Source organism: Luteimonas chenhongjianii, from assembly GCF_002327105.1.
Classification (GTDB): domain Bacteria; phylum Pseudomonadota; class Gammaproteobacteria; order Xanthomonadales; family Xanthomonadaceae; genus Luteimonas; species Luteimonas chenhongjianii.
Map to the genome: position 1 here is coordinate 1,435,350 of NZ_CP023406.1, position 17,676 is coordinate 1,453,025.

Consider the following 17,676-nt stretch of genomic DNA (forward strand, 5'->3'; position numbering starts at 1 on the left):
CGAGGTGTGGCCCGATCTCCGCGGTCAAAAAAAATGCGCCGGACAGGCCGGCGCATTTGAAGGAACAGGCGCGACTCGGCTCAGCGCCAGATGCGGACCTGGTCTTCGGGCTTGCGGCCCATCGGGTCGGTCGCCTTGCACTTGAACGTCTCGGTATAGGCCGGCAGGTTCGAGACCGGACCGTTCGCGCGCCACTGGCCCGGTGCGAAGATGCTGTTGGAGGCGTTGCGGGTGGCGAGGTCGACCGACGCCTGCTGGCGCCACAGCTGCGCCCAGCCGCGGAAGAAGGCTTCCCGGGCCGGCTGCGTCAGCTCCGGGCTGGCCTGCTGCAAGGCATCCCAGGCCAGTTCCACGCCGGCCAGGTCGGCAGCGTTCTCGTCGCGGGTCAGCGCGCCGTTCACCTGGACGCCGCTCAGGCCCGGATAGCCGTAGGCGTTGTACTGGGCCACAAGCTTGTCGGTCGCGGTCAGCCAGCCAGCGTCGTCATCGACGCTCCACCAGGTCCGCACGGTGCCGGTGCTGTCGACATGCTTGCCCTTGGTGTCGACGGCGCGGCTGAGCTCATGGCCGACCAGCGCACCGTAGGTGCCGTAATGCGCGGCGGGATCGGCGGCGATGTCCAGCACGGGGGCCTGCAGTATCGCGGCGGAAACGATCAGGCGGTTCTGCGCCGGGTCGTAGGCCAGCGCCGGGGTCTGCGGAAGCACGTCCCAGCGGCGAGCGGCGTTCGCCTGGCCGATACGGCGCATCTCCTGGGCGTGGCGCCAGGTCGAGGCGATCAGCATGTTGCTGCCGAAGCTGGCGCGGCCCATGGGCTGGACGGTGTAATCGATGTCCTGCACCGGCGCGCCGATCTCGATCGACAACGCGGCCAGCTTGGCCTTGCCTTCGGTCTTCGCCGCATCGGTCATCCACGTGCTGCGGTCGATGCCGCGGCCGAGTGCGTCGCGGACCTGGCCGGCGACGGTTTCGGCGCGGGCGCGGCTGGCCTCGGGGAGGTACGTGGCGACGTATTCGCGCGACATCATCGGACCGGCTGCGCGGTTGATCGCGCCCAGTACCAGCTCCTGGCGCGTGGGCTGGGCGTTCTCGCCGCGCAGGATGCGGCCGTGGAAGTCGTACTCGGCCTCGCGGAAGCTCTTCGACAGGTAGGGCGCCATCGCGTTGCCGATGTGGAAACGCAGATAGGCCTTCCACTGTTCGGGCTTGAGGCCGTTGACCAGCGTATCGAGCTGTGTGAACAGCGCCGGATTGGCCAGCGAGACCTGCTGCGCCTGCACGCCCTGCGCGGCGAGGAATTCGCCCAGTTGCAGGCGACGGAACTGCTTGTCGAGGCTGGCGGTATCGACGAGCGCGTACTGGGCGCGGGGATCGCGCAGTTCGGCCAGTGGCCTGGACGCGGCGGCGATACGGCGCTCGAGGTCGAGCACCAGCGCGGTCTCCGCGTCGAGGCGGTCTTCGGCGGTTCCGGTCAACGCCAGGATGTTGCGTACGTACTGGGTGTATTGCGCGACGATCTGCTGGGTCTGCGCATCACCGCGGCTGTAATAGGCCGGATCGGGCAAGCCGAGGCCGCCCTGGGTGAAATAGCCCAGGTGGCGGCCGAGATCGGACAGGTCGACTTCCGCGCCGAAATCGAACAGCACCGGAATGCCGACCTGGTGCAGCGCGGCGATGGCTGGCGCCACGTCGCGCGTGCGGCGGATACCCTCGATGCGCGCGATCAGCGGGGCGATCGGCGTGGCGCCATCGGCTTCGACCGCGGCTTCGTCCAGTCCGCTGGCCCAGAAATCACCAAGCAGGCGCTGCACGTCGTTCTGCGGCGCGGTCATCGCGCCATTGAGCAGGTCGTACTGCTGGGTCAGCGCCCGTGCCTGCAATTCGCCGAGTGCCGAGCGCACGCCTTGTCCTGCGGCGACGACGTTGGCATCCAGCCAATCCTTGTTGGTTGCGCTGTAGAGATCGGTGCAGGTGGTGACGGGCGGCGGCCCCTTCGGTGCGGCGGCGCCGCGACGCTGGGCGTCGGCATCGGAACTCAGGCCCACGAGCAGGGCGATGGAGGCGGCGAGCAGGGCAGGGCGGGCAAACGTGTGCGGAAGCGACATTGCGAGGTCCGTGCGGGCGTGAATCGCGCAAGTCTAGCAAGGCACGTGGTCGCGGCACGTAGGGCGTTCGGCCGGCCGCGCAGCCCGCATCCCGAACGGTGCGGGCCTGCTCTTCGTCGGTGGGCGGAAAAGTCGTCCGGCGCAGCCGGGAGCCGGAGCGCGGCTGGGCGCCGATAGGACGCGTGGGGCCGATGCAACGAAAAAGCCCGGCATCGCTGCCGGGCTTCTTCATCCTTCATGCCGCCTGGATCACCAGATCACGACCTGCTGATCGCCGGTGCGCACCATCGGGTCGCCGGGCTTGCACGAGAACGCGGCCGCAAAAGCGGGCAGGTTCGACGGCGCGCCGATCGCGCGGAAGTTCGCCGGCGCATGCGAGTCGGTCTTCAGGCGCACGTCGAGCTCCTGCGGGGTGAAGTTGCGGCGCCACACCGTGGCCCAGTTGAGGAAGAAGCGCTGGTCGCGGCTGAGGCCGTCGGTCATCGGGTCGGGCGTGTCGCCCGCCGCCTTCCTCATCGCGTCATAGGCCGTGGCCAGGCCACCGAGGTCGGCGATGTTCTCGCCCAGGGTCAGCTTGCCGTCGACATGCTTGCCCGGCGCCGCCTCGTAGGCATTGAACTGGGAGGTCAGCAGGTCGGTGCGGCTGCTGAAGCCGGTCGCATCGGCCTGGGTCCACCAGTTCTCGAACTTGCCGGTGGGGCCGAAGCGGCTGCCCTGGTCGTCGTAGCCGTGGGTCATCTCGTGCCCGATCACCGCGCCGATGCCGCCGTAGTTCATCTCGTCCGGAGCATTGGGATCGAAGAACGGCGGCTGCAGGATCGCGGCCGGGAACACGATCTCGTTCTGCAGCGGGTTGTAGTAGGCGTTGACCGTCTGCGGCGTCATGCCCCACTCGGTCTTGTCCACGGGCTGGCCGATCTTCGACAGCATCCACTTGTAGTTGAACTGGGTCGCCGCGAGCACGTTGCCGATGTAGCTGTCACGCGAGGTGGTGAGACCGTCCCATTCGCGCCACTTTTCGGGGTAGCCGATCTTCGGCGTGAACGAGGCCCATTTCTCCATCGCCTTGGCCTTGGTCTCGTCGCTCATCCAGTCGAGATTCTCGATCCGGACCTTGAGCGCTTCACTGAGGTTCTCGACCAGCGTTTCCATGCGCGCCTTGGACTCTGCCGGGAAGGCGACCTGCACGTACAGCTGGCCCAGCGTCTCGCCGACCTGGTTGTTGATGGTGTCGAGCACGCGCTTGCCGCGCTCCTTGAGTTCCTTCTGGCCGCGCAGCTTGTTGCCGTAGAAGTCGAAGTTCTCCTGCACGAACTCGTCGCCGAGATACGGCGCCGCGCCGTCGACGAGGTGGTAGCGCAGGTAGCTCTGCCAGTCGGCGACCGGCGTATCGCCGAGCATCGCGCTGAACTCCTTGTGGAACTCCGGAATCGCCAGCGAGAACTTCTCCGGCGCCGGGATGCCCTGCGATTCGAAGAACGTCGTCCACTTGAAGTTCGGTGTGAGCGCGTCGGCCTCGGCCGGCGTCACCGGGTTGTAGAACAGCTTCACATCGCGCGACATCTCGACGCTGGATTTGGACTTGCTTGCCAGCCGCGTCTCGAAGGCCAGCACCGACTTGGCCTGCTTGGCCGCTTCGGCCGCCGGCACGCCGGACAGCTCGAGCATCCTGGCGATGTGGGCGACGTACTGGTCGCGCACTTCGGCCTTGTCGGCATCGGTGTAGTACGTGCTGTCGGGCAGGCCGAGGCCGCCCTGCATCACGTAGGCGATGTTCATCGTGGGCGCATCGAAATCCGCCTCGGGACCGAAGCCGAACAGGCCGCCTTCGCCGCGCGCGTAGGTCTGGCGCAGGTACTCGGCCACGGCAGGGCCGTCGGTCAGCGCGTCGATCTCCGCCAGCCGCGACTTCAGCGGTTCGATGCCCTGGGCATTGATCTTCTCGGCGTCCATGCCGGTGGCCCAGAAGTCACCGACGATCTTCTCGACGCCGTCGGCCTTGCTGTCCGCTGCCGCCTGCTCGACCAGCTGGCGCTGGATCGCGGTCGAGCGCTCGTCGAGCATCTCGAACGCGCCCCACGAGCTGCGGTCGCCCGGGATGGTGTTGGCTGCGAGCCACTTGCCGTTGACGTAGCCGTTGAAATCGGTGCACGCGTTCTTGCTGGTGTCGAGATCGCCGATCTCGAAGCGGTTGACGCCCGGCAGCGTGCTCTCGTCCAGGGTGAGCTTGGCCGCATCGGCATCGCCGGCGGGCGCGGCATCCGTTGCCGTGGGGGTGTCCTGGCCGCGGGAACAGGCGGACAGCGCCAGCACGATCGAACAGGTCAGAAGCAGGCGCCGGGGAGCGAGAGCGATCACGTGGAATCTCCAGAAGGAAGGACCGCCGGGCGATGCCCGGTGTGAGGGCACTCTACGCCTGCGCTCCCGCCGGCAGGGGTGTCGAAGGTCATGCCGGCAGCGGCCGGACACGAGTCGGGGCGGCAGGGCGCGCGGGCCCGCGGCTGCGGCGTGAGCGAGTCAGGTGTCGACAGGGCGCGACCCTGCACGCGGCCAAGCGCTACGTGGATCGCCGGATCGGGATCGGCGGCTTCGCGACGGCCCCCGGCGCGATGCGTGGCTGCAAGGGAGCCGCTCCAGTGACGCCCCGTCACCAGCGAGGATCGCGGCGATCTCGCTGACCGCCGAGAAGGTGATCCGGACCCTGTGTCGCTTGCTGCACACGCCGGTCGATCGGGCACGTCCAATTCGCAGACGGGTGACGCGGCCCGGCCGGCCCCGGGCAGGGCGATGCAAAGTTACTGTCGAATCGGTCAGGGCGCCGACGGACCGTGGGTGTCGGTCCGCGCGGCCGGCACATCGTTGAGCAGCTTGCTCTCCCGCCGGGGACGGGTCAGGGGCGCCGGCCTGGGGCCGGGCGCGGCGGTGTTCTTGATGATCAGCGGAATGCCGGCGCGGGTATCGTTGCTGGCGATTTCCAGCTCGAAGCGCTCGGTGTCGAGCCGTCGCACCTGGGCGGCGATCGCCTCGGCCTCTTCCTCCGGCACGTCGAGCGCGTGCAGCGCCTGTGCGCCGAACACGACGGCCGATTCGAATGTCTCGCGGATCTGCACATCCACGCCCGCGTTGACCAGCTTGAGCGCGTGGGCACGGTCGTAGGCGCGCACCAGCAGCTTGGCCTGCGGGAACTGCTCGGCCGCCAGTTCGACGATGCGGTCGGCGGCCTCGCGGTCGTCGATGCACACCGCGATCGCCCGCGCGCTGTGCGCGCCGGACGCATGCAGCACGTCCAGCCGCGTGCCGTCGCCGTAGTAGACCTTGAAGCCGAATTCGGCCGCGCTCTGGATCATCTCGATGTCCGTATCGATGATCGTCACGTCCACGTCGCGTGCCAGCAGCGACTGGCTCATGACCTGGCCGAAGCGGCCGAACCCGATGATCAGCACGCTGCCGTTCTGGTTGGCGACCACATCGACGCCATCGAGCGACGGAGCCTCGCGGCGCGCGGTCAGCGGTCCAGTGATCAGCACCAGCAGCGGGGTCAGCGCCATCGACAGCACCACGACCGCGGTCAGGCTCGCGTTGACCTCGACGTCGATCAGGCCGGTGGAGGCCGCGGCGGCGAACAGCACGAATGCGAATTCGCCGCCCTGTGCCATCACCACCGCGCGCTCCAGCGCCTCGCGGTGGGCGCTGCGGGTGATGCGCGCGACGATATAGATGCACAGGGCCTTGGTCGCCATCAGCGCGAGCACCGCCCCGATGATCAGCGGCCAGTTCGCAGCCACCACGGCGAGGTCCAGCGCCATGCCGACGCCAAGGAAAAACAGGCCCAGCAGGATCCCGCGGAAGGGCTCGATGTCGGCCTCGATCTGGTGCCGGAACGAGGATTCCGACAGCAGCACGCCGGCAAGAAACGCACCCATCGCCATCGACAGCCCGCCAAGCTGCATCAGCAGCGCCGCACCGAGCACGACCAGCAGCGCGGCCGCGGTCATGACCTCGCGGGCCTTCGCCGCGGCGAGGATGCGGAACATCGGATTGAGCAGGTAGATGCCGGCGACGATCAGCGCGATCAGCGAGCCCATGCCGATCACGACCGACAGCCATCGCGAGGGCGCGTCAGCCATCGCTGGGTGGGTTGGCGCCAGGAACGCGATCAGGGCCAGCAGCGGCACGATCAGCAGGTCCTCGAACAACAGCACCGACACGATCTTCTGCCCGTGCGGCAGTGCGAGCTCGCCGCGTTCCGACAGCAGCTGCATCACGACCGCAGTCGAGGTCATCACGAAGCCGGCGGCGCCGACGAAGGCGATGCGCCAGTCGAAACCGAATGCGGCGAGGACCAGGGTGAGGGCGGTGAGCGCCAGCAGGATCTGCAGCGCGCCGAGTCCGAAGATCTGCCGGCGCAGGCCCCACAGGTGCGAGGGGCGCATTTCCAGGCCGATGACGAACAGGAACATCACCACGCCGAGTTCGGCGACATGCAGGATCGACTGTGGATCGTTGAACCAGCCGAAGCCGAATGGGCCGATGGCCAGACCCGCGGCCAGATACCCCAGGACCGAGCCGAGCCTGAGCTTGCGGAACAGCGGCACGGCGACGACCGCAGCGCCGAGTAGCGCGACGACCTGGATCAGCTGGCTGGTGGTCTCTTGTGCTTCGGTGGCCATGGAGTGCTTCCTGCATACGGCGTGGCGGGTGGCGCGTTCAGCCGCCGCCCGGTCCGCGCACGAGCGCGCGTTGTGGATCCAGAGCCAGCGGGCGGCGCGCAACAGAGGTCCCGGTCGATCGGGCGGCGTGTTGCCGGAAACGGCGGAGCGCGCGCCCCAGCTCCTTCGAAGCTGGCGGAAATGGTGACACAGCGCCGAACTCTCGCCCAGCACGCACGCACCGGGCCCGACCCCGGGACGCGCAGCCCACGGACATCCGTCACGGGATGACGCACGCCGCAACGCGGCAGTGGCTGCGGGGGCTGAATTGGCGTAGACTCCATCGGGTTCTGCAACACGGCTGCCCCTGTCCGACGCGTTCCGCGCCGACAGATACGATCCTGGTACGCCTTCCGCATTGATCGATCCTGATCCGCGCGGACTTATTCCGCACGTCTTTCGTCGCGCAGACCACGGCCCGGAGCATCCGGCAGCCGTTTCATCATTGCTCGCAGCGCGGTTCTGGATAGCTCCGAGCAAGACTTCCCAGCGTTTCCATTCCGGCCGTGCGTCCGCACGGTTCGCGGCTGGTGGCGTGCGGAAGCGCAAGGAGTTCCATCATGACGTTTGAAGATCTCGGGCTGTCGCCCGCGCTGCTGCGCGCGCTCGCCGAAACCAGCTACACCACTCCCACGCCGATCCAGGAACAGGCCATCCCGCTGATCCTCGGTGGCAACGACGTGCTTGGCGGCGCCCAGACCGGCACCGGCAAGACCGCTGCATTCGGCCTGCCGCTGCTGCAGCGCCTGGCCAAGGAAACCCCGCCCAAGGGTCCGCGCAAGCCGCGCGCGCTGATCCTGGTGCCGACCCGCGAACTTGCAGTGCAGGTTGCCGATAACCTCAAGACCTACGGTCGTCACCTGCGCATGAACGTCACCACGATCTTCGGTGGCGCCGGCATGCAGCCGCAGATCGACAACCTGCGCCGCGGCGTCGACGTGCTGATCGCCTGCCCGGGCCGGCTGATCGACCACATGGACAGCGGCCACGCCAAGCTCGACGCAGTCGAGGTGCTGGTGCTCGACGAAGCCGACCGGATGCTCGACATGGGCTTCCTGCCGCAGATGAAGCGCATCATGAGCCGTGTGCCCAAGACGCGTCAGACACTGCTGTTCTCGGCCACGTTCGAGCCGCGGATCAAGGCGATGGCGCTGGAGTTCATGCGCGATCCCAAGCAGGTCACGGTGGCGGCCAACAGCACCATCGCCGAGACCATCGCCCACCGCGCGCACCCGGTCGACAACGCCCGCAAGCGCGACCTGCTGGTCGAGCTGCTCTCCAAGCGCCACATGGATCAGGTGCTCGTGTTCGGCAAGACCAAGCACGGCTGCAACCGCCTGGCCGAGCAGCTGGCCGAGTCCGGCCTGCCATCGGTTGCGATCCACGGCAACAAGAGCCAGGCGCAGCGCCAGAAGGCGCTGGACGCGTTCAAGTCCGGTCGCGCCCGCATCCTGGTGGCGACCGACGTCGCCGCGCGCGGTCTCGACATCCCGAACCTTCCGCTGGTGATCAACCACGACCTGCCGATGGTCGCCGAGGATTATGTGCACCGCATCGGCCGTACCGGTCGCAACGGTGCGACGGGCGAGGCGCTGTCGCTGGTATCGCCGGAAGAAGGCGGCCTGCTGCGGCAGATCCAGCGCATGCTCAATGCCGAGATCACGATGGAGACGGTGGAAGGCTTCGCGCCGAGCCAGCCGATCCGGCTGGATACGCCGATCCCGAAGAACGGCGGAGGCGGTCAGCGTCGCCAGCCGGGCGGCGGCCGTCCGGGTGCGCGCATGGGCGAGCAGAAGCCGGGTGGTGAGCGCGCACCGCGCAAGCCGGGCAACCGGGGTCATGGCAAGCCGGCGGATCGCAGCGTGCATGCGCATGCCGGTCCCAAGCAGCACCGTCCGGGCGCCGGCCGCGCGCAGTCCGAGCGTCGCGACAGCCGGGCCTGATCCCGGGCTGGGCCCGGCGGCCCCGCCGTCCGGGTCTCATCGGATCAGGTCAATACACAAGGCCGCCTTCGGGCGGCCTTGTGCTGTCCGGTATTTGCGGCCACGGCGCGCGTCAGTCCGGCGGGCGATCCGCCCCTGAGCTGGCCGCTGGCGGCAGACGTCCTGCATCGTCCCGCCAGGCTTGCATCGCCGGCGCGCGCGTCTCCGGCCCGGTGCGGTGCGAACCGGTCTGTGGTGCATGGAGCGTGTCCGCGGCGAGCGCCTGTCGGGCCTGGCAGGGCTCCGGGTCGCGAGGGACTGGGCGAGGGGATGCCGCCGGTGCGTGCGCGCGGCGCGCGGGGGCAATAGGTCATTCCTCGTCGCCCCGGAGCTCGGACGGGAGTGGCCCGGCACGCGGTTGTCGGGATTGGCGGCGGTGCGCTGCCTTGAACGGCTCGATCGCCACGGCGCCATTGCGGGCAGCCTGGAGGGGGCTCATGCGGGCCCGTCCCGCTTCTGGCGAGGGACGCGCCAGCGCCCTCGCATGGGAAACTGCGCCTGTCACCAGATCCGCCGGCGTGCAGCGGGGTGCAGCGGGGTGGAGCGGGGTGGAGCGGGGCACCCGCGGCGCTTCGATGGGCCAGCATGCTGGCGACGGACATCGCTAGCCCCTTCGCGTGGGGCAGGGCGTAGCTGGAGCGCCAGAAACGGAAAAGGCCGCCTGATGGCGGCCTTCCGGTACGCGGGGCAGTGCCTCAGACGCCGGCGACGCGGCGCGCGGACTTGAAGCGGGTGGCCCAGTAACCCGAGTCGAGCTCGGACACCATCACATCCTTGCCCGAGCGCGGTGCGTGCACGAAGCGGCCCTCGCCCAGGTAGATGCCGACATGGTCGATGCGATTGCCGCCGCGGCCGAAGAACACCAGATCGCCGGCAGTCAACGCGGCGCGCTCGACGCGCTCGCCGTTCTTCGCCATGTCGCGCGAGACGCGGGGCAGCTCGATCCCGAGCGCGGTGCGGAACACATAACCGACGAGACCGCTGCAGTCGAAGCCGGCGTCGGGGCTGGAGCCGCCCCAGCGGTAGGGCGTGCCGATCAGGGTCAAGGCGCGCTTGAGCAGGCCTTCGACGCGGCCGTCGGTGCGGGCGACGGGGGTCTCCACATCCATTGCGATGAGCTGGTTGACGTCGCTGGCAAGCAGCACTTCGGGCGAAGCGACCTGGGCAACCGGCGCGGTCAGCGAGCGTGCGACCGAGGTAGTGGTTGCGAGCTGGTCGGCCGAGTCGCCGGCAAGGCCGGGACCTGCGAAGGCGGGGGCTGCGGCGACAGTGAGAATGCCGGCGAAGAGGGCGCTGCGGAGGCGGCTGGGGCGGATGGCGCGGGCGCCCTGCGTTGCGGTTGTCTTCGTCACGGGGGTTTCACATTGTCGCGGACCAGCGAGGGAAGCTACCGGACGGGGATGTGAAAATTGTTAAACAAAAATAAATGAATGCGACCAAGTCCGCGTTTTTGAACAGAATTCAGTGAAGAAATTGTGTGCGGCTAGTGCAGGACACGTTTAGATCCCGAGTAGTTGCTGCGCCAGTAGGCGCCGTCGAGATGGTCCAGCCGGACGGTTCCTCCGGAACTGGGGGCATGCACGAACCGGCCCTCGCCGACGTAGATGCCGACGTGCGAGACGCTGCCGCCACTACCGAAGAACACCAGGTCGCCGGTGGTCAGCCGGCCCGGATCGATCCTGGGCCCCTGATAGGCGTAGAGATCGCGCGAGGTTCGCGGCAGACGCAGGTCGAGCATGTCGCGAAAGACGTAGTTGACCAGCCCACTGCAGTCGAAGCCGCCTTCGGGGGTATTGCCGCCGTAGCGGTAGGGCGTGCCGACCAGGCTGATCGCGCGCATCAGCACCGCGTTCGCGGCGCCCGGGTCGGCCGGTGCGACGGGTGTCCAGGCCCGGGTGGCAGCAGTTGCGGGCGTGGCAGGCCGCACGTCGTCGCGACCGCAACCGGTTATCAGCAGTCCGGCCAGGGCCGTCGCCATCGCGAGGCGCGGCGCCATGGTTGGCGCCGGCGCGCCGGAGCCGGGATAATGTGGGATTGCTCGCATGGGGCGTCCGACCGGAATGACCGTCGGCATCGTGCCCCAGCGACACCATCCTCCTCAAGCGGCGCCGCCGCGTTACCGGGTAATCCAATGAAGATCGAGAAAGACCGCGTCGTCCGTTTCCATTACAGCGTCGCGGAAGCCGGCCAGGAACCGGTGGAAACCTCGCGCGGCCGGGAACCGCTGGCCATCCTGTTCGGGCACGGCAACATCATCCCGGGGCTGGAGAAGGCGATGGAAGGCCACGAGGCCGGCGACACCTTCAAGGCCGATGTGACCGCGGCCGACGCCTACGGCGAGCGTCGCGAGGGCATGGGCCAGCGCGTGCCCAAGAAGCATTTCGGTGACCAGAGGCTGTCGGTCGGCCAGCAGGTCGTGCTCAACACCAGCTTCGGCCCGCGTGCGGTGACGATCGAGAAGATCGGCATGAGCGTGGTCGATGTCGACCTCAACCACCCGATGGCCGGCAAGGATCTGCAGTTCGACATCGAGATCGTCGACGTGCGCGAAGCCACGCCCGAGGAAATCGAGCACGGCCACGTGCACGGCGACGGCGGCCACCAGCACTGATCGATCTTGCGCCGGCCGCCCGGCCGGCGCGCACCCCCGGGAAATACCGATGCGGACGCAGGCCGCGCTCGGTCCGGTGCCCACCGGCGAGCGCCTCGACGTGATGGACGTGCTGCGTGGCATCGCGCTGCTGGGCGTGTTCGTAATGAACATCGAGTGGTTCAACCGGCCTATGCAGCAGATGGGCTCGGGCATTCCGGTCGACGCGGCGGGTCTCGACTACGTCATCGCGTGGCTCATCCATGTCTTCGTGGCCGGCAAGTTCTGGACGATGTTCTCGCTGCTGTTCGGCATGGGCTTCGTGCTCATGAGCGGGCGCATCGAGGCTGCGGGCCTGTCGGTGGAGCGCATCTACCTGCGCCGCATGGCCGGACTGCTGCTGCTGGGCATCCTGCACATCGTGCTGTTGTGGCCGGGCGACATCCTCGTCACCTACGCGGTGGCGGGGGTGCTGCTGATGGTGATGCGCGGACTCACGCCGAAGTGGCAGCTGCTGACCGGGCTGCTGCTCTACGCGAGCATCGTGACGCTCTACCTGCTGTTCGCCGCAATGATGCTGATGCTGCCTGAGGACCTGCTCGCCGAGATGGCGGCGCCGCTCGTGGCCGGCGCCGGGCGCGCCGAGCATGTGTATCCCGATGGCGGTTTCGCCGCGGTCACCATGCAGCGCGTCAGCGACTACATGGCGATCGGCCTGCAGAGCCAGGTCATGACGGTGCCGATGGCGCTCGGCGTATTCCTCGTCGGCAGCTGGCTGCTGTCGGGAGGATGGTTGCAGTCGCCCGCCGTGCACCGGGACTTCTGGTGGCGCCTGCTGGCATGCATGCTGCCGCTGGGACTTGCATTCACTGCTGCGGCTGTCGCGCTGGGCACCAGTTTCGACCTCGGGGCGATGGAGCCGCGCGCAGTGTTTGCCCAGGCATTGATGCTCGGGGGCGCGCTGCCGATGGCGCTCGCCTACGTCGCCTTGATCGTGCTGGCCTGGTCCAGCGGGGCGGGCGCGCGCGTGCTGGGCGTGTTCGCGCCGGCCGGGCGCATGGCCCTGACCCATTATCTGGGCCAGTCGCTGATCTGTTCGCTGCTGTTCTACGGTTACGGCCTGGGCATGTGGGGCGAGCTTGACCGCGCCGCGCAGACCGGCCTGGCGTTGGCTGTGTTCGCGCTGCAGGTGGCCATCAGTCATGTCTGGCTCGCGCATCACCGGTACGGCCCGATGGAATGGGTCTGGCGCTGGCTGACCTACGGGCGCCGTCCGGGCTGGCGTCGCGTGCCCGCGCTGCCGTGAGCGCGAGGCCGTCCAACATCGGCGACGACGTGTTGATCGTCGGCGGCGGAGTCATCGGCCTAGCCAGCGGCATTGCCCTGCTGCAGGCCGGGCGCGGCGTGCGCGTGCTCGAGGCGGGCTCGGCAGGTTGCGGCAGTTCGCACGGCAACTGCGGCACCATCACCCCGAGTCACGCCGCGCCGCTCGCCGCGCCCGGCACGATCGCCAAGGCCCTGCGCTGGATGCTGACGCCAGACGCGCCGTTCCGGGTCAGCCCGCGTCTGGATCCGGCGTTGTGGCGCTGGATGGTCGGGTTCGCGATGCGCTGCAACCGGCGCGACTGGCTGCATGCGATGCGGGCGCGCTCGACGATCCTCGAAGCCTCGCGCGCCGCGTTTCCCGACTGGCTCGCCACGCTGGGGATCGATTGCGAGTTCGAGGCGTCGGGCGTCGATTACGTCTATCGGGACCGCGCCGATTTCGAGGCCTTCGAAGACGAGGCGCAGCAGCTGCGTGCGCTCGGCGTCGCGGTGGAGCGCATCGAAGGCGATGCCTATCTGCGCCAGGAACCCGCGCTGCGCGAAGGCGTGGTCGGCGCGATCCGCTTTCCCGGCGACGCCCGCCTGCGACCGGACCGCTATGTCGCCGGGCTCGCACGCGCCTTCCGCGCGCTCGGCGGCGAGCTGGTCGAGCATTGCGAGGTGCTGGGCGTGGAGGAGACCGGCGACGGCGTCGTCGTGCAGACCGGGCAGGGCACCTTCAACGGTCGCGACCTGCTGCTGGCGACCGGCGCCTGGTCGCCGCTGCTCGCGCGCAGCCTGCGCCTGCGCGTCCCGGTGCAGCCGGGCAAGGGCTATTCGATCACCTATTCGCGCCCGTCGATCGTGCCGCGCAATCCGATGGTGCTGCACGAGCGCAGCGTCTGCGTGACGGTCTGGGACAGCGGTTTCCGGCTCGGCAGCACGATGGAATTCTCCGGCTACGACCGCTCGCTCAACCGCGTGCGTCTGGATGCACTGGAGCGTTCGGCGCGCGAATACCTGCACGAGCCGGTGGGTCCGGTGCGCGAAGAGGAATGGTTCGGCTGGCGGCCGGTGAGCATCGACGACGTGCCGATACTCGGGCCTGCGCCCGGTTATCGTCATCTCTGGCTGGCCACCGGTCATGGCATGCTGGGGGTCAGCATGAGCGTGGCGACCGGACAGTTGATGAGCGACCTGATCTGCGGCCGCGCGCCGCGCTTCGACCCGGCCCCCTACGCACCGGCGCGATTCCCGTGAGCGGTGCCAGCCCCGATGATCGCGACCTGCTGCATTTCGACCTGATTGTGCTGGGCGGGGGGTCCGGCGGACTCGCCGCCGCGTTCCGCGCCGTCGAACATGGCCAGCGCGTCGCGCTGGTCGAACCCGGTGCGCTGGGCGGCACCTGCGTCAACGTCGGTTGCGTACCCAAGAAGGCGATGTGGCTCGCGGCGGACCTGGGCACGCGTCTGGAGCAGGCGGCGCGGCTGGGCTTCGACCTGCCGATGGATCGCCGGGTCGGGTTCGACTGGGCCAGGTTCATCACCGACCGCCAGCGCTACATCCACGGCATCCACCACAGCTACGGCGAGCGGCTTGACCGCGCCGGCATCATGGTGCTGCCGGCCCGCGGACGCCTCGCCGGGCCGGGGCGCGTCGATACCGACGCGGGCGCGCGCCTGGCAGCCCCGCACATCGTGCTCGCCACCGGATCGTCCCCGGTGCGACCGGACGTGGCCGGCGCTTCCCTGGGCGCGGTGTCCGATGACTTCTTCGGCTGGAACGCGGCGCCGCCGCGCCTGGCGATCATCGGCGGCGGTTACATCGCCATCGAACTCGCCGGCGTACTGCAGGCGCTGGGCAGCCAGGTCGAGATGTTCGTGCGCGACCAGCGCCTGCTGCGCCAGGCCGACGCCGAGCTGGTGGAGCAGTTGCAGGAGAACTACAGGCAGCAGGGCATCGGGCTGGTGTTCGGTTACGACCTCCAGGCCCTGCGCCGCGACGACGATGGCCAGCTTCAGCTCGAGGCCCTGGACGGCAGCATCCGCGGCGGCTTCGACCAGGTGCTGTTCGCGACCGGGCGGCGACCCAATACCGGCGACATCGGACTCGATACCGTCGGCATTACCCCGGACGGCGCCGGGAACATTCCCGTCGACAGATGGCAGGCGACGCAGGCCGAAGGCGTCTATGCGGTCGGCGACATCTCCGGCTGCGGACTGGCGCTCACCCCGGTGGCGATTGCGGCGGCCCGGCGGCTGTGCGACCGCCTGTTCGGCGGCCGCCCGGATGCGAAGCTCGACGTCGACAACGTGCCTTCGGTGGTGTTCTCGCATCCGCCGCTGGCCATGGTCGGGCTGACCGAAGCCGAGGCGCGCGAGCGGTACGGCGATGACGTGCATGTCTATCGCAGCAACTTCCGGCCGATGCGCGAGGCCCTGGCCGAATCCACGCAGCGCAGCGTATTCAAGCTCGTCTGCGTCGGCGCGGAGCGGCGCGTGGTCGGCCTGCATCTGCTCGGCGACTCGGCCGACGAGATCCTCCAGGGCTTCGCGGTGGCGCTCAAGCGGGGCATCACGCTCGACGACCTGCACGACACGATCGCCATCCATCCCACCAGCGCCGAAGAGATCGTGCTGATGCGCTGACACCATCGACGGGTGGCGACGACATGACCGGCCCTACAATGCGCCGATGTCCGAAGCCCCGCCGATCTTCCAGCTGCAGCGCGGCACTTCCCCGCTGCTGGTCAGCCTGCCGCACGACGGCACCCACGTGCCCCCCGAGATCGGCGCGCGGCTGGCGCCTTCCGCCCGGCGCGTACCCGACACCGACTGGCACATCGCCCGCCTCTACGGAATCGCGCGCACCCTCGGCGCGTCCGTGCTGGTGCCGTCCCACTCGCGCTACGTCATCGACCTCAACCGCGCGGAAGACGACGTCTCGCTGTACCCGGGCCAGAACACCACCGGCCTGTGTCCGATGGTGCAGTTCGACGGTACGCCCGTCTACCGCGACGGTGCCGCCCCGGATGCTGACGAGGTGCGCGCTCGGGTCGACCGCTACTGGCGCCCCTACCACGCCGCACTGCAGGGCGAGATCGCGCGCCTGCTTGCCGCGCATGGCCGCGTCGTGCTGTGGGAGGGCCATTCGATCAAGGGCGATCTGCCGTTCCTGTTCGAAGGTCGCCTGCCCGACCTCAATCTCGGCACCGCCGGCGGCGCCAGCTGCAGCCCGGCGTTGCAGGCGCGGCTGGAGGCCGTGCTTGCCGCGCAGACGGACTATGGCTGGGTGGCCAATGGGCGTTTCAAGGGGGGGCACATCACCCGCCACTTCGGCGATCCGGCTCGAGGCATCGCGGCGGTGCAGCTCGAGATCAGCCAGCGCTGCTACATGGACGAAACCACGTTCGAGTGGGACGCGGCGCGCGCCGATGCGCTGACGCCGTTGCTGCGGAGCCTGCTCGCCGCCGCCATCGGATTCGCGGCCGGCGCATGAGCCGCGCGGACGACGCCACGCTGCTCCGGCCGTTCCGGCCGATGCTGTGGCTGGTGGCCGCGGCGGTGTTCATGCAGATGCTCGACACCACCATCGTCAACACGGCGCTGCCGGCGATGGCGGCGGATCTGGGGCAGTCGCCGTTGCGCATGCAGTCGGTGGTCGTGGCCTATGCCCTGACGGTGGCGATGCTGATTCCATCGTCGGGCTGGCTGGCCGACCGGATCGGCACGCGCCGTCTGTTCGTCGCCGCGATCCTGCTGTTCTCGGCCGGCTCGCTGGCCTGCGCCGCGTCGCGGAGCCTCGATGCGCTGGTCGCCGCGCGCGTACTGCAGGGGATCGGCGGCGCCATGCTGCTGCCGGTCGGGCGGCTCGCCGTGCTGCGTGCGGTGCCGCGCAGCGCCTTTCTGGCGGCGATGACTTTCGTGACCGTGCCGGGGCTGGTCGGCCCGCTGATCGGACCGGCGCTCGGCGGCTGGCTGACCGATGTCGCGTCCTGGCACTGGATCTTCCTGATCAACCTGCCGTTGGGTGTGGTGGGCGGAATCGCGGCGCTGAAGTGGATGCCCGATCTGCGCGCGCCAGTGTCGCGTTTCGATGGGGCGGGCTACGCACTGCTCGCGTTCGGGATGATCGCGGTGTCGCTGTCGGTCGATGCGCTTTCGGGGCATTCGCCCCGCCGGGCGGCGCTGGTGGTGCTGCTGGTCGCCGGCCTGGTCGCGCTGGTCGCCTACTGGCTGCATGCAGCGCGCGCGCCCGCGCCACTGTTCCCGCTGACGCTGTTCCGCACCCGGACCTTCAGCATCGGCCTGCTCGGCAACCTGTTCGCAAGACTGGGCAGCAGCGGCATGCCGTACATGATTCCGCTGCTGCTGCAGGTCGCACTCGGGTTTCCGGCCACCCAGGCGGGGCTGATGATGGTGCCTGTCGCGATCGCCGGCATGTTCTCCAAACGCATCGTCGTGCCCCTGGTGCAGCGCTTCGGTTACCGCAACGTGCTGGTGGTCAATACCGTGCTGACCGGCCTGACGATGGCGAGCTTCGCCCTGGTCGAAGCCGGCCAGCCGCTCTGGCTGCATCTGCTGCAGTTCGCGGTGTTCGGCGCGGTCAATTCGCTCCAGTTCACCGCGATGAACACCCTGGCGCTGCGCGATCTGGACGGGTCGGAGGCGAGCGCCGGAAACAGCCTGCTGTCGATGGTGATGATGCTGGCGATGAGCCTGGGTGTCGCCACGGCCGGTGGTCTGCTCGGTGCCTTCAGCGGCGGGGAGCCGGCCGGGACAGCCCCGATGCTCTCGGCCTTCCGCTGGACCTTCGTCTGCATCGGCGCGCTGACCCTGGCCTCGGCGGCGATCTTCGCCCAGCTCGGCCGGACTCGCCGCATTTCCGAGCGGGTCGTGGACACGGCCGACCAGGCCTGAGGCGGCGCGGATCGGTCCGCGTCGCTCGGGGCGCCGATAGGCGGATGCGCCTGCCTGCGCCGCGGA

Annotated in this window: 12 protein-coding genes; 7 read left to right on the forward strand and 5 right to left on the reverse strand. The window is 69.1% G+C overall.

The window, feature by feature from the left end; translation table 11 throughout:
* Nucleotides 1-80: 80 nt before the first annotated feature.
* The 3 genes from CNR27_RS06580 to CNR27_RS06590 all read right to left on the reverse strand — a co-directional run bounded on the left by CNR27_RS06580 (nt 81) and on the right by CNR27_RS06590 (nt 6,775).
* Nucleotides 81-2,105, reverse strand: a complete 2,025-nt coding sequence (locus CNR27_RS06580; RefSeq protein ID WP_096297475.1) for a M13 family metallopeptidase — start codon at nt 2,103-2,105, stop codon at nt 81-83.
* A gap of 249 nt (nt 2,106-2,354) precedes the next feature.
* Nucleotides 2,355-4,439 (reverse strand): M13 family metallopeptidase, encoded by a 2,085-nt coding sequence (locus CNR27_RS06585; RefSeq protein WP_096300381.1) that lies wholly within the window; start codon nt 4,437-4,439, stop codon nt 2,355-2,357.
* 476 nt (nt 4,440-4,915) lie between these two features.
* Entirely contained in the window at nt 4,916-6,775 is a 1,860-nt protein-coding gene (locus CNR27_RS06590; protein WP_096297476.1) for a monovalent cation:proton antiporter-2 (CPA2) family protein, read from the reverse strand.
* A gap of 599 nt (nt 6,776-7,374) precedes the next feature.
* On the opposite strand from CNR27_RS06590, the gene CNR27_RS06595 reads away from it, so the two are divergent.
* Nucleotides 7,375-8,757 carry a DEAD/DEAH box helicase gene (locus tag CNR27_RS06595; RefSeq protein ID WP_096297477.1) on the forward strand — a complete coding sequence of 461 codons (1,383 nt, stop codon included), beginning with the start codon at nt 7,375-7,377 and terminating at the stop codon, nt 8,755-8,757.
* A 734-nt stretch (nt 8,758-9,491) separates the two neighbouring features.
* On the opposite strand, the gene CNR27_RS15685 is transcribed toward CNR27_RS06595, so the two are convergent.
* Complete coding sequence (locus CNR27_RS15685; RefSeq protein ID WP_245815769.1) at nt 9,492-10,148, reverse strand: C40 family peptidase; 657 nt, start codon at nt 10,146-10,148, stop codon at nt 9,492-9,494.
* Nucleotides 10,149-10,279: 131 nt separating this feature from the next.
* On the reverse strand, nt 10,280-10,792 hold the full coding sequence (locus CNR27_RS06605; RefSeq protein ID WP_096297478.1) for a C40 family peptidase: 513 nt from the start codon (nt 10,790-10,792) through the stop codon (nt 10,280-10,282).
* A 135-nt stretch (nt 10,793-10,927) separates the two neighbouring features.
* Between CNR27_RS06605 and CNR27_RS06610 the strand changes: the two genes are divergently transcribed.
* From CNR27_RS06610 to mdtD, 6 genes are read left to right on the forward strand one after another with little or no spacing between them, the layout of a single operon-like run.
* The gene (locus tag CNR27_RS06610; RefSeq protein WP_096297479.1) at nt 10,928-11,407 is read left to right on the forward strand and encodes an FKBP-type peptidyl-prolyl cis-trans isomerase; all 480 of its coding nucleotides are present in this window, start codon (nt 10,928-10,930) and stop codon (nt 11,405-11,407) included.
* A gap of 49 nt (nt 11,408-11,456) precedes the next feature.
* Nucleotides 11,457-12,692 (forward strand): DUF418 domain-containing protein, encoded by a 1,236-nt coding sequence (locus tag CNR27_RS06615; RefSeq protein ID WP_096297480.1) that lies wholly within the window; start codon nt 11,457-11,459, stop codon nt 12,690-12,692.
* Complete coding sequence (locus CNR27_RS15690; RefSeq protein ID WP_245815770.1) at nt 12,689-13,951, forward strand: NAD(P)/FAD-dependent oxidoreductase; 1,263 nt, start codon at nt 12,689-12,691, stop codon at nt 13,949-13,951. The genes CNR27_RS06615 and CNR27_RS15690 overlap by 4 nt, the downstream gene beginning before the upstream one ends.
* Complete coding sequence (gorA, locus tag CNR27_RS06625) at nt 13,948-15,339, forward strand: glutathione-disulfide reductase (protein WP_245815771.1); 1,392 nt, start codon at nt 13,948-13,950, stop codon at nt 15,337-15,339. The genes CNR27_RS15690 and gorA overlap by 4 nt, the downstream gene beginning before the upstream one ends.
* A gap of 46 nt (nt 15,340-15,385) precedes the next feature.
* Nucleotides 15,386-16,189, forward strand: coding sequence for an N-formylglutamate deformylase (gene hutG, locus CNR27_RS06630; RefSeq protein WP_096297482.1), 804 nt, complete (start codon nt 15,386-15,388; stop codon nt 16,187-16,189).
* On the forward strand, nt 16,186-17,610 hold the full coding sequence (mdtD, locus tag CNR27_RS06635; RefSeq protein ID WP_096297483.1) for a multidrug transporter subunit MdtD: 1,425 nt from the start codon (nt 16,186-16,188) through the stop codon (nt 17,608-17,610). Before hutG ends, mdtD begins: the two co-directional genes overlap by 4 nt.
* Nucleotides 17,611-17,676: the final 66 nt, after the last annotated feature.

What these genes read in the sequence shown, in the direction of transcription:
- hutG (WP_096297482.1), top strand. Translation starts at nt 15,386, where the DNA reads ATGTCCGAAGCCCCGCCGATCTTCCAGCTGCAGCGCGGCACTTCCCCG.
- CNR27_RS06595 (WP_096297477.1), top strand. Translation starts at nt 7,375, where the DNA reads ATGACGTTTGAAGATCTCGGGCTGTCGCCCGCGCTGCTGCGCGCGCTC.
- CNR27_RS06615 (WP_096297480.1), top strand. Translation starts at nt 11,457, where the DNA reads ATGCGGACGCAGGCCGCGCTCGGTCCGGTGCCCACCGGCGAGCGCCTC.
- mdtD (WP_096297483.1), top strand. Translation starts at nt 16,186, where the DNA reads ATGAGCCGCGCGGACGACGCCACGCTGCTCCGGCCGTTCCGGCCGATG.
- CNR27_RS06580 (WP_096297475.1), bottom strand. Translation starts at nt 2,105, where the DNA reads ATGTCGCTTCCGCACACGTTTGCCCGCCCTGCCCTGCTCGCCGCCTCC.
- CNR27_RS06610 (WP_096297479.1), top strand. Translation starts at nt 10,928, where the DNA reads ATGAAGATCGAGAAAGACCGCGTCGTCCGTTTCCATTACAGCGTCGCG.
- CNR27_RS06605 (WP_096297478.1), bottom strand. Translation starts at nt 10,792, where the DNA reads ATGGCGCCGCGCCTCGCGATGGCGACGGCCCTGGCCGGACTGCTGATA.
- CNR27_RS06590 (WP_096297476.1), bottom strand. Translation starts at nt 6,775, where the DNA reads ATGGCCACCGAAGCACAAGAGACCACCAGCCAGCTGATCCAGGTCGTC.